Origin of the sequence: Croceifilum oryzae, from assembly GCF_030814315.1 — a bacterium.
Classification (GTDB): domain Bacteria; phylum Bacillota; class Bacilli; order Thermoactinomycetales; family Thermoactinomycetaceae; genus Baia; species Baia oryzae.
This window is the reverse complement of the sequence record NZ_JAUSUV010000013.1, coordinates 38,090-54,684: the sequence shown is the minus strand read 5'-3', so window position 1 is coordinate 54,684 and position 16,595 is coordinate 38,090. Positions and strand designations below refer to the sequence as shown.

Annotated in this window: 15 protein-coding genes; 13 read left to right on the top strand and 2 right to left on the bottom strand. The window is 43.2% G+C overall.

The window, feature by feature from the left end:
- The first annotated feature begins 1 nt into the window (after position 1).
- The 9 genes from fabD (at position 2) to J2Z48_RS13450 (ending at position 11,641) form a co-directional block, all read left to right on the top strand.
- Positions 2-925: an ACP S-malonyltransferase gene (gene fabD, locus J2Z48_RS13490; RefSeq protein WP_307254342.1), complete on the top strand. Its 924-nt coding sequence runs from the start codon at positions 2-4 to the stop codon at positions 923-925.
- Between the two features lie 13 nt (positions 926-938).
- Complete coding sequence (gene fabG / locus J2Z48_RS13485) at positions 939-1,685, top strand: 3-oxoacyl-[acyl-carrier-protein] reductase (protein WP_307254340.1); 747 nt, start codon at positions 939-941, stop codon at positions 1,683-1,685.
- A 41-nt stretch (positions 1,686-1,726) separates the two neighbouring features.
- On the top strand, positions 1,727-2,014 hold the full coding sequence (locus tag J2Z48_RS13480) for a phosphopantetheine-binding protein (protein ID WP_307254337.1): 288 nt from the start codon (positions 1,727-1,729) through the stop codon (positions 2,012-2,014).
- Between the two features lie 8 nt (positions 2,015-2,022).
- Positions 2,023-2,532 (top strand): 3-hydroxyacyl-ACP dehydratase FabZ, encoded by a 510-nt coding sequence (gene fabZ / locus J2Z48_RS13475; RefSeq protein ID WP_307254335.1) that lies wholly within the window; start codon positions 2,023-2,025, stop codon positions 2,530-2,532.
- A 32-nt stretch (positions 2,533-2,564) separates the two neighbouring features.
- A complete protein-coding gene (locus J2Z48_RS13470) occupies positions 2,565-5,528 on the top strand; it encodes a GNAT family N-acetyltransferase (protein WP_307254334.1) in 2,964 nt (987 codons plus the stop codon).
- A gap of 3 nt (positions 5,529-5,531) precedes the next feature.
- Positions 5,532-6,872 carry a DUF6365 family protein gene (locus tag J2Z48_RS13465; protein WP_307254333.1) on the top strand — a complete coding sequence of 447 codons (1,341 nt, stop codon included), beginning with the start codon at positions 5,532-5,534 and terminating at the stop codon, positions 6,870-6,872.
- A gap of 1 nt (position 6,873) precedes the next feature.
- Positions 6,874-7,974: an aminomethyl transferase family protein gene (locus tag J2Z48_RS13460; protein WP_307254332.1), complete on the top strand. Its 1,101-nt coding sequence runs from the start codon at positions 6,874-6,876 to the stop codon at positions 7,972-7,974.
- Positions 7,975-7,988: 14 nt separating this feature from the next.
- Positions 7,989-10,439 (top strand): beta-ketoacyl-[acyl-carrier-protein] synthase family protein, encoded by a 2,451-nt coding sequence (locus J2Z48_RS13455; protein WP_307254330.1) that lies wholly within the window; start codon positions 7,989-7,991, stop codon positions 10,437-10,439.
- A gap of 467 nt (positions 10,440-10,906) precedes the next feature.
- Positions 10,907-11,641 carry a sugar phosphate nucleotidyltransferase gene (locus tag J2Z48_RS13450; protein ID WP_307254328.1) on the top strand — a complete coding sequence of 245 codons (735 nt, stop codon included), beginning with the start codon at positions 10,907-10,909 and terminating at the stop codon, positions 11,639-11,641.
- Positions 11,642-11,646: 5 nt separating this feature from the next.
- On the opposite strand, the gene J2Z48_RS13445 is transcribed toward J2Z48_RS13450, so the two are convergent.
- Both J2Z48_RS13445 and J2Z48_RS13440 read right to left on the bottom strand, forming a co-directional pair.
- Complete coding sequence (locus J2Z48_RS13445) at positions 11,647-11,973, bottom strand: hypothetical protein (protein WP_307254326.1); 327 nt, start codon at positions 11,971-11,973, stop codon at positions 11,647-11,649.
- A 158-nt stretch (positions 11,974-12,131) separates the two neighbouring features.
- A complete protein-coding gene (locus tag J2Z48_RS13440; RefSeq protein ID WP_307254324.1) occupies positions 12,132-12,956 on the bottom strand; it encodes an HAD family hydrolase in 825 nt (274 codons plus the stop codon).
- Between the two features lie 264 nt (positions 12,957-13,220).
- Between J2Z48_RS13440 and miaB the strand changes: the two genes are divergently transcribed.
- From miaB to J2Z48_RS13420, 4 genes are all read left to right on the top strand, one after another.
- Entirely contained in the window at positions 13,221-14,705 is a 1,485-nt protein-coding gene (gene miaB, locus J2Z48_RS13435; RefSeq protein WP_307254320.1) for a tRNA (N6-isopentenyl adenosine(37)-C2)-methylthiotransferase MiaB, read from the top strand.
- Positions 14,706-14,741: 36 nt separating this feature from the next.
- On the top strand, positions 14,742-15,146 hold the full coding sequence (locus J2Z48_RS13430) for a YlbF/YmcA family competence regulator (RefSeq protein WP_307254318.1): 405 nt from the start codon (positions 14,742-14,744) through the stop codon (positions 15,144-15,146).
- A 90-nt stretch (positions 15,147-15,236) separates the two neighbouring features.
- On the top strand, positions 15,237-15,827 hold the full coding sequence (cotE, locus tag J2Z48_RS13425) for an outer spore coat protein CotE (protein WP_307254316.1): 591 nt from the start codon (positions 15,237-15,239) through the stop codon (positions 15,825-15,827).
- Between the two features lie 415 nt (positions 15,828-16,242).
- Complete coding sequence (locus J2Z48_RS13420) at positions 16,243-16,464, top strand: YcxB family protein (protein ID WP_307254315.1); 222 nt, start codon at positions 16,243-16,245, stop codon at positions 16,462-16,464.
- Positions 16,465-16,595: the final 131 nt, after the last annotated feature.

Genomic DNA, 16,595 nt, shown 5'->3' with positions numbered 1-16,595 from the left:
GATGAGTCTCGCATTTCTATTTCCGGGCCAAGGTTCCCAACATGTGGGCATGGGCAAGGATTTCTATCGAAGGCATGAAGCTATTTTCTCGGATCTTTTTCATGAGGCAAATGATGTACTGGGATTTGATTTACAAAAGGTATGCTTTCAAGGTCCGTCTGAGGATTTAACAGCGACGGAAATGGCACAGCCTGCGATTTTAACCGTTAGTGTGGGAGTGTATCGTCTACTGGAGCAAGAAGGGCTTACTCCACTTGCCATGGCAGGACATAGCGTGGGGCAATTTTCAGCATTGGTAGCGTCTGGCGCTCTCACATTTGCAGATGCACTGCAAATGGTTCGCAAGCGTGGTGAGTGTATGGCATCTGTTAGGCAGTCGGGTAGCATGGTAGCGATTGTGACTTCGAAAAACGAATTGATGACTGAGGCACTTACTTGGATCGAAGAGCAAGAGATTGATATCGCCGCTTATAATGCGCCGAATCAAATTGTATTGTCTGGTGCTGTGGAGCAAATGAATGAGGCTTACACGGTGCTGGACGAGATTGAAGGGATTAAGGCAAAAAGGCTGTCTGTGAGCCAAGCGTTTCATTCGCGGTTAATGGCAGAGATGGAGCCGGAATTTATGGAGTTTATCACTCGGTTTTCCTTCCGGGCTCCTCGTGTCCCCATCGTCCTGAATTGTACTGCGAAGGAATCACAAGATGTGGATTCGATTTTAGAAGATGTCCGTGCACAGTGTACAAGCCCTGTTAGATGGACACAAACGATTCAGCGATTGGCAGAGATGAAGATTGAGCGATTTGTAGAAGTGGGATCGAGTAAAACGCTAACGGGATTGATGCGTTCGTTTGCAGAGGGGTATCAAGTATATTCGACCGAATCGCCGATGGCGTTAGCGAAGACATGGAAAAGAATGAGATAGGAGGGTGTGTTTCATGTTTGAAGGTACAGAAGTCGCATTGGTTACAGGTGGATCAAGAGGAATCGGAAAGGCGGTTGCGATTGATCTAGCAGCAAATGGAGTCACGGTTGTGCTTACGTTTTCAAGCAATCCACGAGGGGCAGAGCAGACGATCACCGAGATTCAAGAAGCAGGCGGGACAGCGCATGCGATACAAGTAGATATTTCGCAGGAGAAAGAAGTGAAGTCTCTATTTAAGGAGGTGAAAACGAGATTTGGTAGACTCGATATCCTAGTCAATAATGCAGGTATTACCAAAGATGGTTTTGTCGCTGTGATGAGCGAGGCGAAATGGGATGATGTGATTCGCGTAAATCTGGGTGGAGCTTTCCTATGTTCGCGAGAGGCGGTTAAGATCATGATGAAGCAGAAGTCTGGTGCCATTATCAATGTTTCTTCTACGAGCGGGGTAGCTGGTTCCAAAGGACAGACCAACTATGCAGCCTCTAAAGGTGGCATCATCTCTTTTACGAAAAGCTTAGCGATGGAAGTTGCGGAACATAACATCCGAGCGAATGTGGTTGCCCCAGGTTTTATTTCGACCGATATGACAAAGGGGATGGATCAAGCAATTCTATCGAAGATGATGGATTTGGTCCCACTAAAACGCATGGGGAAACCAGAAGAAGTGGCCCATTTAGTTACCTTTTTAAGCTCTCATAATGCCTCCTATATAACTGGAAAAGTGTTTACGATTGATGGTGGACTGATCAACGGATAAGAAAATAAATCATAACATAACACATGGAGAGAGGGACAACATTGCTTACATATCAAGAGACAAAAGAAAAAGCGGAAAAAAGACGCGAATTAACAGAACGAATTAAGGTCATCATTGTGGAACGGTTAAATCTCGACATGGACCCTAATTTAATCACAGATGACCAACCTCTTTTTGGTCGAGGGCTGGGGTTAGATTCGATCGATGCCTTGGAGCTATTTGTTGTCATTGAAGATGAATTTGGTGTAACGATTTATGATGATAATATGGAAGTATTTGGTTCTGTAAATAAATTAGCGGATTATATCTTAGAAAACATCGAGGAGTGAAAACAGCGATGACAGTGATGAATGCGGATGAAATTCGTAAATTACTGCCCCACCGCTGGCCTTTTCTCCTATTGGATCGCGTGATTGAGTTGAAACCGGGTGTAAGTGGTGTGGGGATCAAAAATGTGACGATTAGCGAGCCTTTTTTCGAGGGGCATTTCCCAAACGAGTCCATTATGCCAGGGGTGTTGATTGTAGAAGCACTTGCACAGATGACAGCAGTAGTCTATTGCACGGGTGCGCTTCAGACCATGCGTGAAGCTGAGCAAGAGGCAGCCGCAACGGCAGAGGCACAAGCAGTGGAGTCGACTGAAGAGGTGGATATCTCTTCTCGTGTTGGATACTTGGTTGCGATCCGAGACATGAAGTTTATGAAGCCAGTGGCACCAGGAGATCAGCTTCTTCTAAAAGTGAAGATAGGAAGATCGCTTGGGATTTTGTCAAAAGTAAATGTAGCTGCCTATGTTGGCAAGGAATGTGTAGTGGAAGGAACTCTAAGTGTATCTCAACGACCTTAACTTCGAGTTCATAAACATGGGGAGTGAGAGTGTTGGATCAAGATCAAGGGTGGGTTAAGATCCGGGATTGTAAACGGGAAGATGCTGAGCAGATTGCCTCTTTTTATAATCGCTTTGGTTATGGAACGGGACCTTCTGGATATCCGCTGAAGACGGACGATATTTTGCGACTGATGGATGAGCGAGAGATTGTCTCGTACTTGCTGGCGGAGTACGAAGGAAGCATCATTGGAACGATGTTGTTTAGCACATTATCAGGTCAGAAGATGCCTGATCCTAGAGCGGTATGGTCTGGCTACTTTATTATCCACCCTGAATTTCGGAATGGAGGAATACCAGGAAGATTTTTCTCGGAAACGATTTCGAGATTGACTGAAAAGGGGTACTGGTACATTGACACAGAGGTGGACCCAACGAATCGACTGGCAATGGCTTTATATAAGCGAGTGGGGATGTATAAAACGAGCCGATCTCATCTAGATTACGATGGCTATATTGATTTACGTTGTTATCTTCCCTATATACTCCAATACGTATTAAACGGCTATCAGTCGATGTTGCCAGAAGGAATCATGGAAAACGTGGGTTGGAAAAACTTAATTACTTCTGTTACACGTTCGAATGAGACGGATTCAGTGGTCAACCACGGGGTCGAGATGGTTCCTTACACGATTCAGTATGGAGAAATGGGTGTCACGTGTTGGATCGATATCCGGAGTCAAAAGGTAACAAGAATGGAGAGTCCGCAATTTCGTTTTGATAGCTACATTGTAGAAGGACAAACGTTAACGATTGGACAAAACATTCGAATCCGTTTCGAGTTTGAAAATCGGCAGGATTCCAATATCCTCGTTCAATTTCAGACTCACTTAGGAAATCAAGAAGTAGAGTATCAAAATGGGCAGAAGATCCAACTATTGGATGCGGGCGAATCGATTGAATGGGAAGAAACGATTACTCTACTCAGCCCCTTGCAAGGCGAGCTAAAGACGAGAGTCCAATTCGGTGAAGTTCAATTTGATTTCCATAGTGGTGTAGAAGTTCGCTCTAGAGTTGAGCTAAGTATGCCACCAAAGTCGTTGTTACGAGGAGAGAGTACCACCACTTATCTCCGCTTGAAAAGTCTTGTACCGGAACCCATTCGTGTTCATTTACAAGTGAAAGTGTCTGACGACAAACGATTACAAGCCATTTTGCCGGAAAAGGATACTTGGTTGATTGAATCCGAGGAAATCGTTGATATCCCCCTTTGGTTGCAAGGAACTCAGGCTGGGGTAGGGGAGCTGATTTGCGAGGTTTATTCAGAACAGAATAAGTGTATCCATACGGGGCATTTTCAAATTCCTGTTCATTCCAAGGATGGCATAGTTCGATATAAGAGAGATGGAAGGATCATATTAGAAAACCCTTCTATTTCGGTCCAAGTGGATTCGGATACAGGTGGCATATATGTATACGATCAAATCTCAGGCAAACAAGTGATTCAAGAGGCGTGGCCCGATCTCGGTTTCCCCTATACGAGCGCAGTAAAGCGTATGGCAAGTCGATCTCTGCAATTTAATGATGAATCGGAATCTACGATTGTGGTGAAGGAGATGAGGGGCAATGGGGCGACGTTGACTCGGAAAATCTCGATCTGTTCGGTTCGGATGGTCAAGATTGAAGATAGTACCAACTCTACTGACTCTATCAAGATTCACCCATGGTGTATGCTACGGGATGCTGTTATCCATATCCCATGTAAGGAAGGAATCCGAAAAGATACAGTGATCTATGAAGACTTCCCTTTTTTGATTCATGATTTTGAGTATGCACATGATCTACAATTACCGTCTGATCCCGAGGCGTACTCGATGTCGTGGAGCGCTTTTGAAAATAGCGAAGTAACGGTAGGGATGGTATGGAAAGGACAAGTTGAGTCTTTACTATATGGATTACGTTGGATGCCAGCGATTGTGTTTGCTAGCGGCGCTAGTGGGAAGAAGATGTTCCCATTCATTAGTAAGAAAAAGAAGTTAAAAAATATAAGAGAATCATATAAATCAAGCGAGCCTAGGGCTGTTCACTATTATGTTGTAGCCCGGAGTGGCGTAGAAGATATCAAACGGCATTGGCAGACGTTAGTGGACAGAGGGAAGTTTTCAGATCCTTTCACCCAACAGACAGAGTTCAGCTTGCCAATCAGACATACAGCTTCTATGGAAATGGGAGAAGTAAGTGTAGAAGAGCGCAATGAAGCTTCCAAGTTACTATATTTGATTGACAATCAAACCATCCAATTGAAACTAGCTCCTGAACATCAAGGTGCGATTACGAGTTTAAAGGTTCAGGGTAGGGAGCTACTTTTGCAAATGCAAGGCTCTGAGAGAAGAGGAGGACGTGATGGTCCGGCGCCACGCTCCGGCATTCTTCTGAAGCCGTTTGAGCAGCCGATTGATTTGGAAACCAATGCGCTTCTGGATGATCATCCGCCTATTTCGTTTCAAGCGAATCCCATTTCGGTCACAGAGAAGGATGGAATCACCTGGAAAGGGATTCGTTGTAGCAGTGAACATGTATCACTTGACTATTTACTCGTACCCAATGTCCCGTTGATCCGGTTGGACTTCCATGCTTCAAATCGTTCGAGAGCGTTTCAGGAGTCGTACTTTGCGATCCAATCACTTTGGAATGGATTTCAGGAAAAACGACGTGCGAAGACGATTCACTATTGGAATGCACTCGGCCATCAAGTTCTGACCGAAAAAGGAATCCGGCGAAAAGTATACGGGGAGCCACGAATGGTATTGGAGCTGGGGAGTGACCTGTTTGTAGCGTGTTGGATGCCTTCGTACCTAGGGCAGTTAGCGGCTTACGAGCTTCCGAAGAAAGGGTTTCAAGTGTCATTGATCCATCCAGTCAAAGTAGGAAGTGGGGAACAGAAACGATATTCTACCTACTTCGCCATCGGACATTCTGTAGAAGAGGTTTGTAACTATTTTAGAATGGGGGGCTAGTCGATGAATGTATTATTTATTGCACCCAGCTTATTTAGTATAGGAGAACTACACAATGCGATCTATTTAGCCAGACAACTAGAAAAACAAGATGTTCGAACCCACTTCTTAACTAGTCCGAACCATATCGATTATGTACGACAAGCGGGGATGTCAGCTACTGCATTACGAAAAGCTACGATGCAGACGGCTCCCGTACAAGCGTTGGTAGAGGAGTTTCAGCCAGATGCGATTGTGATTGCTGACTACCATAATCTTGATCTTGAATCTCCGCTCATCGATCTCGATTATGTGACTCAATTGGACATTCCTTGTGCCACAATCGATTCGCTTTCCTGGGCACCTAATTCGAGAATCTTACGAAATCGGTTGTTTGATGGAACGATCAATAAACGTCCGAATGCCAATATCAAAGGGGAAGTTCATCTGCGCGAAGTTCCCGAACAGATGAAGGTGATTCGGACATGTCCCATCAATGCCCCAAAAGATGTGGGAGAGCGAATCAAGGCAGTGACGTTATATAAGGAACCATTTTATATTACCGAAGATGTGAAACAGCAGATGAGACAGCGCTTTGGTTGTGATGATGACTCGGACAAATTAGTAATGGTGTCAAAGGCGGCATGGGCTAGCTTGCTGGTTAAGATGCGAATGTTAGAAAGCAAGCTACACATGCAGGCATCGTATAGCTATGAATACTTTATTCAAGAGCTAATTGGTCAATATTTGGGTGCTCGTTCGCTTCCGTCTAAAGTAGTGGTTGTGGGAATTGCGTCAGAGAAAGGCTTTCTCGAACGAGATCCACATTCGAAGCTGTCTTTTGTTTCATTACCATTTATGAATTTAGACGAATATGAAGATCTCCTGTTTTCTTGTGATTTATTTATTACAGATAACATCACCTCCTGCTCTATGGCGAAGGCATTGTTTGGATATGTACCTGTGCTCAGCCTGATTAATACGGAAGTGGTAAGCAGTCCAGAACGCGCTGTACCGTCTCTTCCACAATTGAGTAGTGAGCCGATTAAGGAGATTCTGGAGCGGTGGAATCGAGTATTACCACAAGGATTGTATCCATTTCTCACGTTTCCAAATGGCTGGATGGAGGAACTGGCTCCTTTGCTAGCAGAAAATCCATTTTTCGATGCAATTGATATCGCTGAGATGTTTTGTGTGGATCAAACAGGCGAGAAGATATGGAATATGCTCTACGATGGACAAACGAAGCAACATATTTTGGACAAGCAAGAACGATATATAGAGAAAATCATTCAGTTACCTGGTGCGATGGAAATGCTCTGTTTTATTATGGAACAAAAAGTAGAGACCTCATGGGGGAGATAAAATGAAAACAACACTGTTAACCCAAAACATTATGAACGATCATGCTTATCGAGTGGCAGATGGTTATGCCGTTGTTTCGGCCTATACCGATGTAAATGAGGAATACCGTGCACTTCGCAGTGGGGTTGGACTGATTGATTTGTCTGCTGTTGGAAAAATCAAGGTGACCGGAGAGCAGCACGTAGAGTTTATCAATGAATTAGTTACCAAAGAGATTGAGTTCCTTGATATAGAAAAGTCTTTATATACACTACTCCTTGACGATAATGGACAAGTGATCGACCTTGTTAATTTATACAAGCAAGAAGATGCAATTCTGATTGAAACGTCTGTAACAAAGCGCTCTCAGGTATTGGCGTGGTTAAACGAGCGCAAAGTGGACGAAGTAGAGATTGAAGATCTTAGTGAGATGTTAGCTATGATCGGACTTGAGGGACCTTATGCTTGGAAAGTGGGTCAACGCTTAATCGACTTTGAAATCTCCTCACTCCCGTTCCAAGCGTTTGTAGAAATTGATTGGAATGGACATCATGTATTTTTTGCCCGGACAGGTGTTACCGGAGAGTATGGATATAAAGTAATCGTCCGGATGGATGTTGCTCAACAGATGTGGGAAAGTTTACTCGGCTACGCTGATGAAGATGTGAAAGTGCAAGCAGTGGGGATGGATGCTCTCGAAATCGCGATGATGGAAGTGCGCCAGCCAAATATGGCGATTGAAGGGAATGACTTAACCTTATATGAAGCTTGTCTAGAGTGGTTGGTCAGCTTTGATAAAGAGGATTTTACAGGTTTTGATGCGATCAATTCGATGAGAGAACAAGGGGTAAAACAAAGGATTGTCGGCTTTGTTACCAATCAAGATCACGTACTCGATGCAGACGATGCGATTGTAGTCGAGGACACGAATGTCGGGAAAGTGTTGCAAATTTGCTATAGCCCAACTCTCGACCAAAAACTAGGACTTGCTGTGATTCAGGAAGAGTTTGCGGTTTCTGGGATTGATCTAGAAGGATTAAACCAGAACGGAGAACGGGTGCTGATTCAAACACAATCGTCCCCGTATACATTCCCGAAATCATGGTCAATCAAAATCATCTAAGGTGGTGAGTGGACATGTCAATCCAAAAAGCCCGCATCGCCGTAACAGGCGTAGGGATCATCTGTGCAAATGGCAATGATGTAGAAGAGTTTTGGGAGCATGTGGTTGCTGGTAAAAGTGGAATTAAACCGGTCACTTCCTTAGACTTGTCCCAAATCAATACGAAATTTGGAGGCGAAGTGAGTCATTTCAGACCGGAAGATCACTTTACCGACGAAGAACTAAAACAGATGGATCGAGCGGGACAGTTTGCGGTTTTAGCTGCCCGCGAGGCAGTTCAATTTGCCAAAATGAATCTATCTAAATTAGATCCCTATCGGGTTGGTATCGTTTTAGGAACCTCACTGGGTGGGATGCGTAGTGGAGAAATTTTTCACAAGCAATGGATTGAAAATGGATTAGATCAAACCGATGTAAGTCTGCTCTATAAATACCCTGTTCACACTCCGTGCGACAACATCGCCCATGCACTTGGCATCAAAGGACCGAAAAGTGTCATTTCCAATGCATGTGCAGCCGGAACTAATTCGATTGGGTATGCAACAGATATTATTCGCACAGGGAAAGCAGATGTGATGATTGCCGGGGGAGTGGATCCTCTAACATTCCTGTCGTTTAGTGGTTTTAATAGCTTACAAGCTTTGTCTAGTGAACCATGTGCACCTTATAGCCAAAGTCATGGTTTAAATATCGGGGAAGGAGCGGGAATCCTCATTTTAGAGAGAATGGAAGACGCTTGTGCACGGGGTGCTACGATTTTAGCTGAAGTTCTCGATTATGATCTCTCAGCTGATTCCTACCATCAGACGGCACCCGATCCGGGCGGCGCAGGTGCGATTCGCTCGATGAAAGGGGCATTGAACAAGGCTGGATTGACCGAACAGGATCTCTCTTATATCAATGGTCATGGAACAGGTACACCGACCAATGATGCTTCTGAGCCAAAGGCGCTACGGAGTATTATCAAAGAACAAGCCGTTCCCATCTCATCCACCAAATCCATGTTGGGTCATACACTAGGAGCTGCTGGGGCAGTCGAAGCCGTTACTTCTGTCTTAGCGATTCATCGTTCTTTTGTCCCTCCTACCGTCAACTTTGATGAAGAGAGCCAAAAATTTGATTTGGACTTTGTTCCCAATCAAGGACGCACAACAGAGCTAAATACTGTTCTCTCTAACTCATTTGCATTTGGTGGGAATAATGCAACCGCCCTTTTTGGCAAGCATGATGATCAAAAACCAACTCCAGCCCCTACTCCTCGGAAGAAAGTTTTGCTAACAGGTGTAGGTGTGTTAGCTGGTAATGTGGCCAACATGGAACAGTTTGATCAACTGGTAAAAGGTGAAGCGAGCGGAATTTCGGAAGTGAGCCGATTTGATACGAAGCCTTACGGCCAGTCAGAAGCTGGACAAATTCCTGATATTCCTTATAAAAAGATGATCAATCCAAGCATGTTACGAAGAATGGACGCACTAAGTAAGCAAGCAGTTGCGGTCACGAAAATGGCATTGGATGATGCCAAGTTCAAGATTACCCGTGATAATAGCGAGAAAGTAGGCGTGATTTTCGCGACGGGTACAGGTCCGACTGAGACGGTAGAGTCCTTTAACCGTGTAGTCATTCAAGAAGGAGCTAAGATGGCGAATGCTCAGCTCTTCCCGAATACGGTGATGAATGCTGCTGCAGGTCATATTGGATTGCATTTTAAAATTAAGGGTCCTACTTCCACGATTACGGCGGGTGGAGTCTCAGCGATTAGCGCTCTATATTATGCTTACTCCCTAATCCAACTAGGTGGATGTGATACGGTCATTGTCGTGACATCCGATGAGTTTAATGAGCCGTTACTTGCGGGTCATGGCCGGATTCCTAACTTCTTGAGCAAAACCAAGTCAAGACCATTTGCGAGTGATCGAGATGGAGTCGTGCTTGGAGAGGGAAGCGTGGCAATGATCGTGGAGAGTGAAGAAGCGGCAAAGGCTCGTAATGCGCGGATTCTCGCTGAATGTAAAGGGTTTGGCATGACATCCGATCATCATAAAATTGCAGGTTTAAATCCGGAGGGAACTGAGTGGACAAAGTCATTTGAGCTGGCTCTATCGGATGCTGGTTTAGCTACAGAAGATATCGGTTATATCTCTGCCGCAGCGAATGGTCATCATGTTTTTGATCCGATTGAAGCAAAAGCGATTCATCAAGTGTTCCAGGATAGAGTCCCTGTTAGTGCCCCGGGTTCCATCTTTGGAGAAACACATGGTACAGCAGGTTCAATTGGCTTGTTAACCGCTCTATCTGCGCTGGATGGTACGATTCCTTTTATACGGAATTTAGAAAATCCGATGTCAGATGTAAGTCTTGATTATGTAATCGGAGAGCCGCGTAAGGTGCAGACCGATCATGCGTTGATTAGTTCGTATGCGTATGGAGGGAATTATCATTCGTTGGTGTTGGGTCGTTATGAGTAGAGGGATGAGCTTGTCTCTTTAATGGATATGTTCACGAAGAACGACCGGGATAGGTCTTGATAATCAGCTGTTTATTAGGCCTATTGGGTGATCAGAGCTGGGAGAGTCTGTCCGACCACTGCTCAAATACCGATCCAGCAGGGAAGTGGAAGAGGGGCAATGTGTCTCATCACATAGCGATGTTAGTGAGCCTGCTTAGCGCAGCTATTCGAAGCTAGGGTGTTTTGTGGCAAATGTTTGAGCGTACTTTGCGAGTTTTTGCCACTTGCCCGAAGCGAAGAATGACGGAGCGGACTTGCTTTTTCACATCCTCGCAGGCTCACTATTTGAGCTGTGATCAGATACATGCCCCGGACCAGCTTCCATAACAGGCTCATCAACAGGCCCACTTTTCTCCTATGAGTTAATTAGCTGATACTGACGTCACTTGATCTAACACTATTCCTTAAACAAATGAGGTGTATATCATGAAAGGTGTGATTCTAGCAGGTGGAACCGGTTCACGGCTATATCCATTAACGAAAGTAACAAATAAGCATCTACTTCCCGTTGGAGAATACCCTATGATTTATCATCCGATCTATAAGTTACGTCAAGCTGGAATTCGAGATATATTGATCGTGACAGGTAGAGAGCATATGGGAGACGTGGTTAACCTCTTGGGAAGTGGAGTCGAGTTTGGAGTTTCGTTTACCTATAAGGTTCAGGATCAAGCAGGTGGGATTGCTCAGGCACTGGGGCTAGCGGAAGATTTTGTTGGCGATGATTTGGTGACGGTTCTTCTGGGGGATAACGTATTTTTAGATGATATCTCATCCTGTGTTCAAACGTTTCAGGATCAGGTCCAAGGTGCTAAAATTATGATTAAACGAGTAGATGACCCTAAGCGCTTTGGTGTACCAGAGATCGAAGGAGATCAAATTATATCCATTCAAGAGAAACCCGCCCATCCAAAAAGTTCCTACGCAGTAACTGGGATTTATCTATATGACCACCATGTCTTTGAGATTATCAAAACACTTCAACCATCAAAGCGTGGAGAACTTGAAATAACCGATGTAAATAATGCTTATATTAGCAGAAAACAACTAACCTACGACATACTAGATGGATGGTGGACGGATGCGGGAACCCTTCCCTCTCTAGCAGTTGCAAATAAGCTATCTAGCGAGATAGCTTATGATGATATAGAAGTGAAATAATGAATTTATTCAGCTGATTCGGTAGGATTTTCTCCATTCCAATAGCGAAGATAGGTTGTTTCATCTGTTGCTTCTTTTTTGATAACTTTCCCGTTTGCATCCTGTGTAATCTCATATTCCTGATAGGCTTCGACTTGATAGTCGCCTTTGTCTTGACGGCTTTGTAGTTCCGATGTGTATTCATTTTTTACTCCATTTTGAGTGGGGTATGCAGTAGCAGGGACTGACGGTGTATTTGGTATCCAGAGAAACATGGCGACTAGCATCAGATTAATTGCGATTGTGGTTACTAAGCAGGATTGCATGATGGTGGGGAGCCATTTCTTGTCCATAGTATCCTCCTTGTTTAGTCAGCAGTCAGTGGTCAGTTACTAGCTTTTACCTTCTATTTATGAGACAACTATCTTTTTAGAACTAACGAAAGAGGTTCCTCTATTTTTGTTGCTATTACGCAAACAAAAATAGAGGAACCTCTTATTATTTTCTATTATTAAGAGTGTAGTTTGAGATATTTTTTCAAGTAATTTGCTACACCATCATGATCATTGTGATCGGTAACATCATCTGCAACCTTTTTTAAGGCTTCGATAGCATTTCCCATGGCGACTCCCTTACCGACGTACTGGAGCATTTCCATATCGTTATCTTCGTCACCGAAAGCGATAATCCGCTCTGTAGGGATATCGTAATAACGAGCGATTCGTTCTACGCCAACGGCTTTGTCAACACCTTGTCGTAGGACTTCCATCACTTGAAAAGGTTCGTTCCATCTACGATGATGTACGATATGACTGTGACGATCGGTAAAGGTTTTTTGAATTTCATCCCAGTTATGATGGTCATGGAATTGTATGAGCATGCTAGTTGGATGGTCTTTTAGTAATTGAAGCAGATCACCTGTATGAATTTGCTTTGCATTTAAAGCGAAGAATTTATGATTTGGATCTTCGTTTCCTGCGATGGTGGAGTAGATATGATCTTCAATTTCTACGAGAATATTTGGCATATCGAGAGAGTAACAGGTCTCGATAATATGATGAGCTTGTTCTAATGGAATCGTAATATGATGTTTTTCAAAGGATGCATCATGTGGATGATGACTAAGTGCACCATTATAGTTTACGATTGGTGAGCGCAAGCCCAGCTCCTGATAATACTGGCTGCTCATCCGATAAGGGCGTCCTGTTGCAATGGCAACTTCATGTCCTTCTCTCATAGCTTGGTGTAGGACTTGTTTCGTGGTTTGGGATATTTTTTTATCTTTTGTTAGTAATGTTCCATCTAAATCTAGCACGATTAAATGTTTATTAGACATAAATAAAGCCTCCGTTTCACCATTCTTTCGACAATAAAAATATTATACACCATGCATAAAGCGAACGTGTGAAGATTACTTTATTTCTATTTTTAGGAATAGTAGGTTGATTATTAAGCTATCATTGAAGAAATGCGGAATTTCAGGTACAATAACTTAGTTGTAGATTGTTTTTTATCTAAGTAATTCAGGATGAAGAGTACTAATTTCATTTTAAATATAGATGAGTATATAGAAAATAAACGAGAATGTAGAGGTGGGAGCATGAGTAAAATGAAAAAAGACTTCTCTCAATACTTTCAAGCCCCTGACTTAAGAGAAGCGAAAAAGCGTGGGAAAGAAGAAGTACAAGTTTTGCAGTTTGAGACACTACCAGATGAGATGAAACAGATCGGTGTAGGTCATAAATATTTGATTCAAACGTTTGGCTGTCAAATGAACGTTCATGACAGCGAGACAATGGCAGGGATTTTTGAGATGATGGGGTATTTACCGACTACAGATGAACGTGATGCAGATATCATCTTGCTCAATACATGTGCCATTCGTGAAAATGCCGAGGATAAAGTGTTTGGAGAGTTAGGCCGGCTCAAACATCTCAAACTTGAGAAGCCTAATCTAATTCTAGGTGTATGTGGATGTATGTCCCAAGAAGAATCCGTCGTAAATCGCATCCTAAAAAGTTATCAAAATGTGGATTTGGTATTTGGAACTCATAACATTCACCGCCTACCTCATTTGGTGCACAATGCGCTCATGAGTAAGGAGATGGTAATCGAAGTTTGGTCAAAAGAGGGAGATGTAGTAGAGAATATGCCGAAAGTACGTGCAGATGGATTGCGTGCTTGGGTAAATATCATGTACGGTTGTGATAAATTCTGTACCTATTGTATCGTTCCTTACACTCGCGGAAAAGAGCGTAGTCGCCGCCCTGAAGATGTATTAGGCGAGATCCGAGAGTTAGCTCGTAAAGGCTATCAAGAAGTAACATTGCTCGGTCAAAATGTAAATGCCTATGGAAAAGATCTCGAGGATCTGAACTATCTCTTCGGCGATTTAATGGACGATGTACGTAAGATTGGCATTCCGCGAATTCGCTTTACGACGAGCCATCCACGCGACTTTGATGACCACTTAGTAGAAGTACTTGGCAAAGGTGGTAACTTGGTAGAACATATTCATCTTCCTGTTCAATCAGGCAGTAGTGAGGTCCTGAAATTAATGGCCCGCAAATATGATCGGGAACGTTATCTAGACTTAGTGCGTAAAATCAAAGAGGCAGTGCCAAATGTGGTTCTGACAACGGATATCATTGTCGGTTTCCCAGGTGAAACAGATGAGCAATTTGAAGAGACCATTTCGTTAGTCAAAGAAGTGGAATTTGATTCCGCCTTTACCTTTATCTACTCCCCTCGTGAAGGGACTCCAGCGGCTAAGATGCAGGACGATATCCCGATGGAAGTGAAAAAGGCACGACTTCAAAGACTAAATCAAACCTTAAATGAAATCGGTCGTCGTAAAAACGAAGAGTTACGTGGTCAAGTGGTAGAAGTATTAGTCGAGGGCGAAAGTAAGAAAAATGCAGATGTTCTCTCCGGCCGGACTCGTACGAATAAACTAGTAAACTTTGCTGGACCTAAAAGTTTAATTGGTAAGATGGTCATGGTTCGCATTGAAGACCCTAAGACTTGGTCGTTAACAGGTGTTTGGTTGGAAGATCAACCACAACAGAAAGCTCCGGTTGCTTAGATGGGATGGCAGGTGAAGGATGTAATGGAACATCCCGTGCTCGCGTTTGCAAAAAAACTTTCTGAACAAGTAGGTGCATCAGCGGAAGTTGAACGCTTCCGCCAAGCTGAGAAACAGGTTCAGGATAGTCCAAGGGTTAACCAGTTAATTGATGAAATTAAGAAGAAACAAAAAGAATTGGTTCACGCCAAACATTATCAAAAAAGCGAGTATGTTCGTCTGCTGGAAAAAGAATTGGAACAGCTCCAGTACGAATTTGATCACCTTCCGATTGTGAAGGAATACCAGCAATACCAAGTGGAGATAAACGATCTTCTGCAAACCATTCAACGTGTCGTTGCAGAAACGGTATCAGCAAAAATTCATGTTGAAGTTGGCGGAGAAGTCGCTAGAGGCTGTGGTTCCGGCGGCTCGTGTGGCTGCAAAAGCCGTTCAAAATGAAAAAACTTTGAGATCTGTTAACACCCTCATGCACCCTAGGCGTGCGCCCTGCATATACTCAAGTGAACGACCGTTTGAGGAGGGAATAAGGTGGCAAATACAGATCGATCAGTTGAATACCGTCAAATCATGTCGAGAGCGATTTGTGGGAAAGGACGGAAGTTTTGTCAAGTGAAACACTCCATCCACCCACCTGACCACATTCACCACATATTGGGAGCGTGGTTGATTAATCACAATTATGAAAGCTCTAAAGTAGGTGAAGCGGTCGAGGTACGTGGTACGTATGATGTGAATATTTGGTACTCCACCAAAGGAAATACCAAAACAGATGTAATGACAGAAACTGTACACTATGCAGAAAAGATTCCACTTACGTACTATGATCGCTACACACGCGAAGGGACTGTGAATGTAAGTACCCTTTGCACACAGACTCCCAATTGTGTAGCAGCAAAGCTTTCTCCCCATAAAGATTCCATTTCCATCAAAGTGGAAAAAGAGTTTGTTGTGGAGCTGATAGGGGAAACAAAAGTCACAGTAGCCGTCTTCCCACATGAGCTTGGTGATTGGGATGATAAAGACAAAGAAGACTTCATAAGCGAGATGGCTGAAGAAGACGAAGACGACACCTTTGATGACTTAGATCCAGACTTAGTCTTTGATGATTTGGAAGACTGATCCATAATAAAGCTGCTGGCAAGCGCTGCCAGTAGCTTTATTTTTATTAACTAATTAAGTGATTAATAGAATAATTTTTTCTATTAAAATATGACTATTACTTCTGAATATGGCATAATTAATTTTTAAATAACATAATTCAGGGAGTGTTGATATGCGAATTTCCTTTGATTATACAAAAAGGGACTATCTTCAATTTCCAAGATATCATTACCTGCATACATCTTCTGGGCTTCTTAACTTTGGTATAATGCTTACAGTTCCAATGATTCTCAGTTATTCAGCCTTACATTCAAATCAGAGTTTTTGGGAGATGGTGCTTCCTTTTTGTATAGTGACATTCTTTTACCTAGAAATATTTATTTTTAGAGGGCTTCGGCAAGCCACAAAGATGGGTTTTTTTGGATCTAGTTACGTGCAATTCACGGAAGAGGGTTTAGAAACATTATCTCCTTCATCAGGCTCGACTTTTTCTTGGGATCTCATTCATCGAATTGTAGATAGACCGCAAGTTTATTTAATTTATGTACAAAAGACGTGCGCGGTTATTGTCCCTAAGAGGGCTTTCTCTTCAGAAGTAGATCATCAGAAATGGAGAGAGCAGATTGTTTTGTTGAGTAAAAAGGAAATTCAATAAAAATAACCAAGACAGACTCCAGCCTGAATGGATTTGAATACCATGCAGGGGAGTCTGTTTTTTGTTCAGAGTGGAGATCAGAATAAGTGTCTTGGAGTACGCACTCGTGCTAACGCATTTGCATATAAATA

Excerpts from the sequence above, each read along its gene's own strand:
- fabD (WP_307254342.1), top strand. The coding sequence starts at position 2 with ATGAGTCTCGCATTTCTATTTCCGGGCCAAGGTTCCCAACATGTGGGC.
- fabG (WP_307254340.1), top strand. The coding sequence starts at position 939 with ATGTTTGAAGGTACAGAAGTCGCATTGGTTACAGGTGGATCAAGAGGA.
- fabZ (WP_307254335.1), top strand. The coding sequence starts at position 2,023 with ATGACAGTGATGAATGCGGATGAAATTCGTAAATTACTGCCCCACCGC.
- J2Z48_RS13465 (WP_307254333.1), top strand. The coding sequence starts at position 5,532 with ATGAATGTATTATTTATTGCACCCAGCTTATTTAGTATAGGAGAACTA.
- J2Z48_RS13460 (WP_307254332.1), top strand. The coding sequence starts at position 6,874 with ATGAAAACAACACTGTTAACCCAAAACATTATGAACGATCATGCTTAT.
- J2Z48_RS13455 (WP_307254330.1), top strand. The coding sequence starts at position 7,989 with ATGTCAATCCAAAAAGCCCGCATCGCCGTAACAGGCGTAGGGATCATC.
- J2Z48_RS13450 (WP_307254328.1), top strand. The coding sequence starts at position 10,907 with ATGAAAGGTGTGATTCTAGCAGGTGGAACCGGTTCACGGCTATATCCA.
- J2Z48_RS13445 (WP_307254326.1), bottom strand. The coding sequence starts at position 11,973 with ATGGACAAGAAATGGCTCCCCACCATCATGCAATCCTGCTTAGTAACC.
- J2Z48_RS13440 (WP_307254324.1), bottom strand. The coding sequence starts at position 12,956 with ATGTCTAATAAACATTTAATCGTGCTAGATTTAGATGGAACATTACTA.
- miaB (WP_307254320.1), top strand. The coding sequence starts at position 13,221 with ATGAGTAAAATGAAAAAAGACTTCTCTCAATACTTTCAAGCCCCTGAC.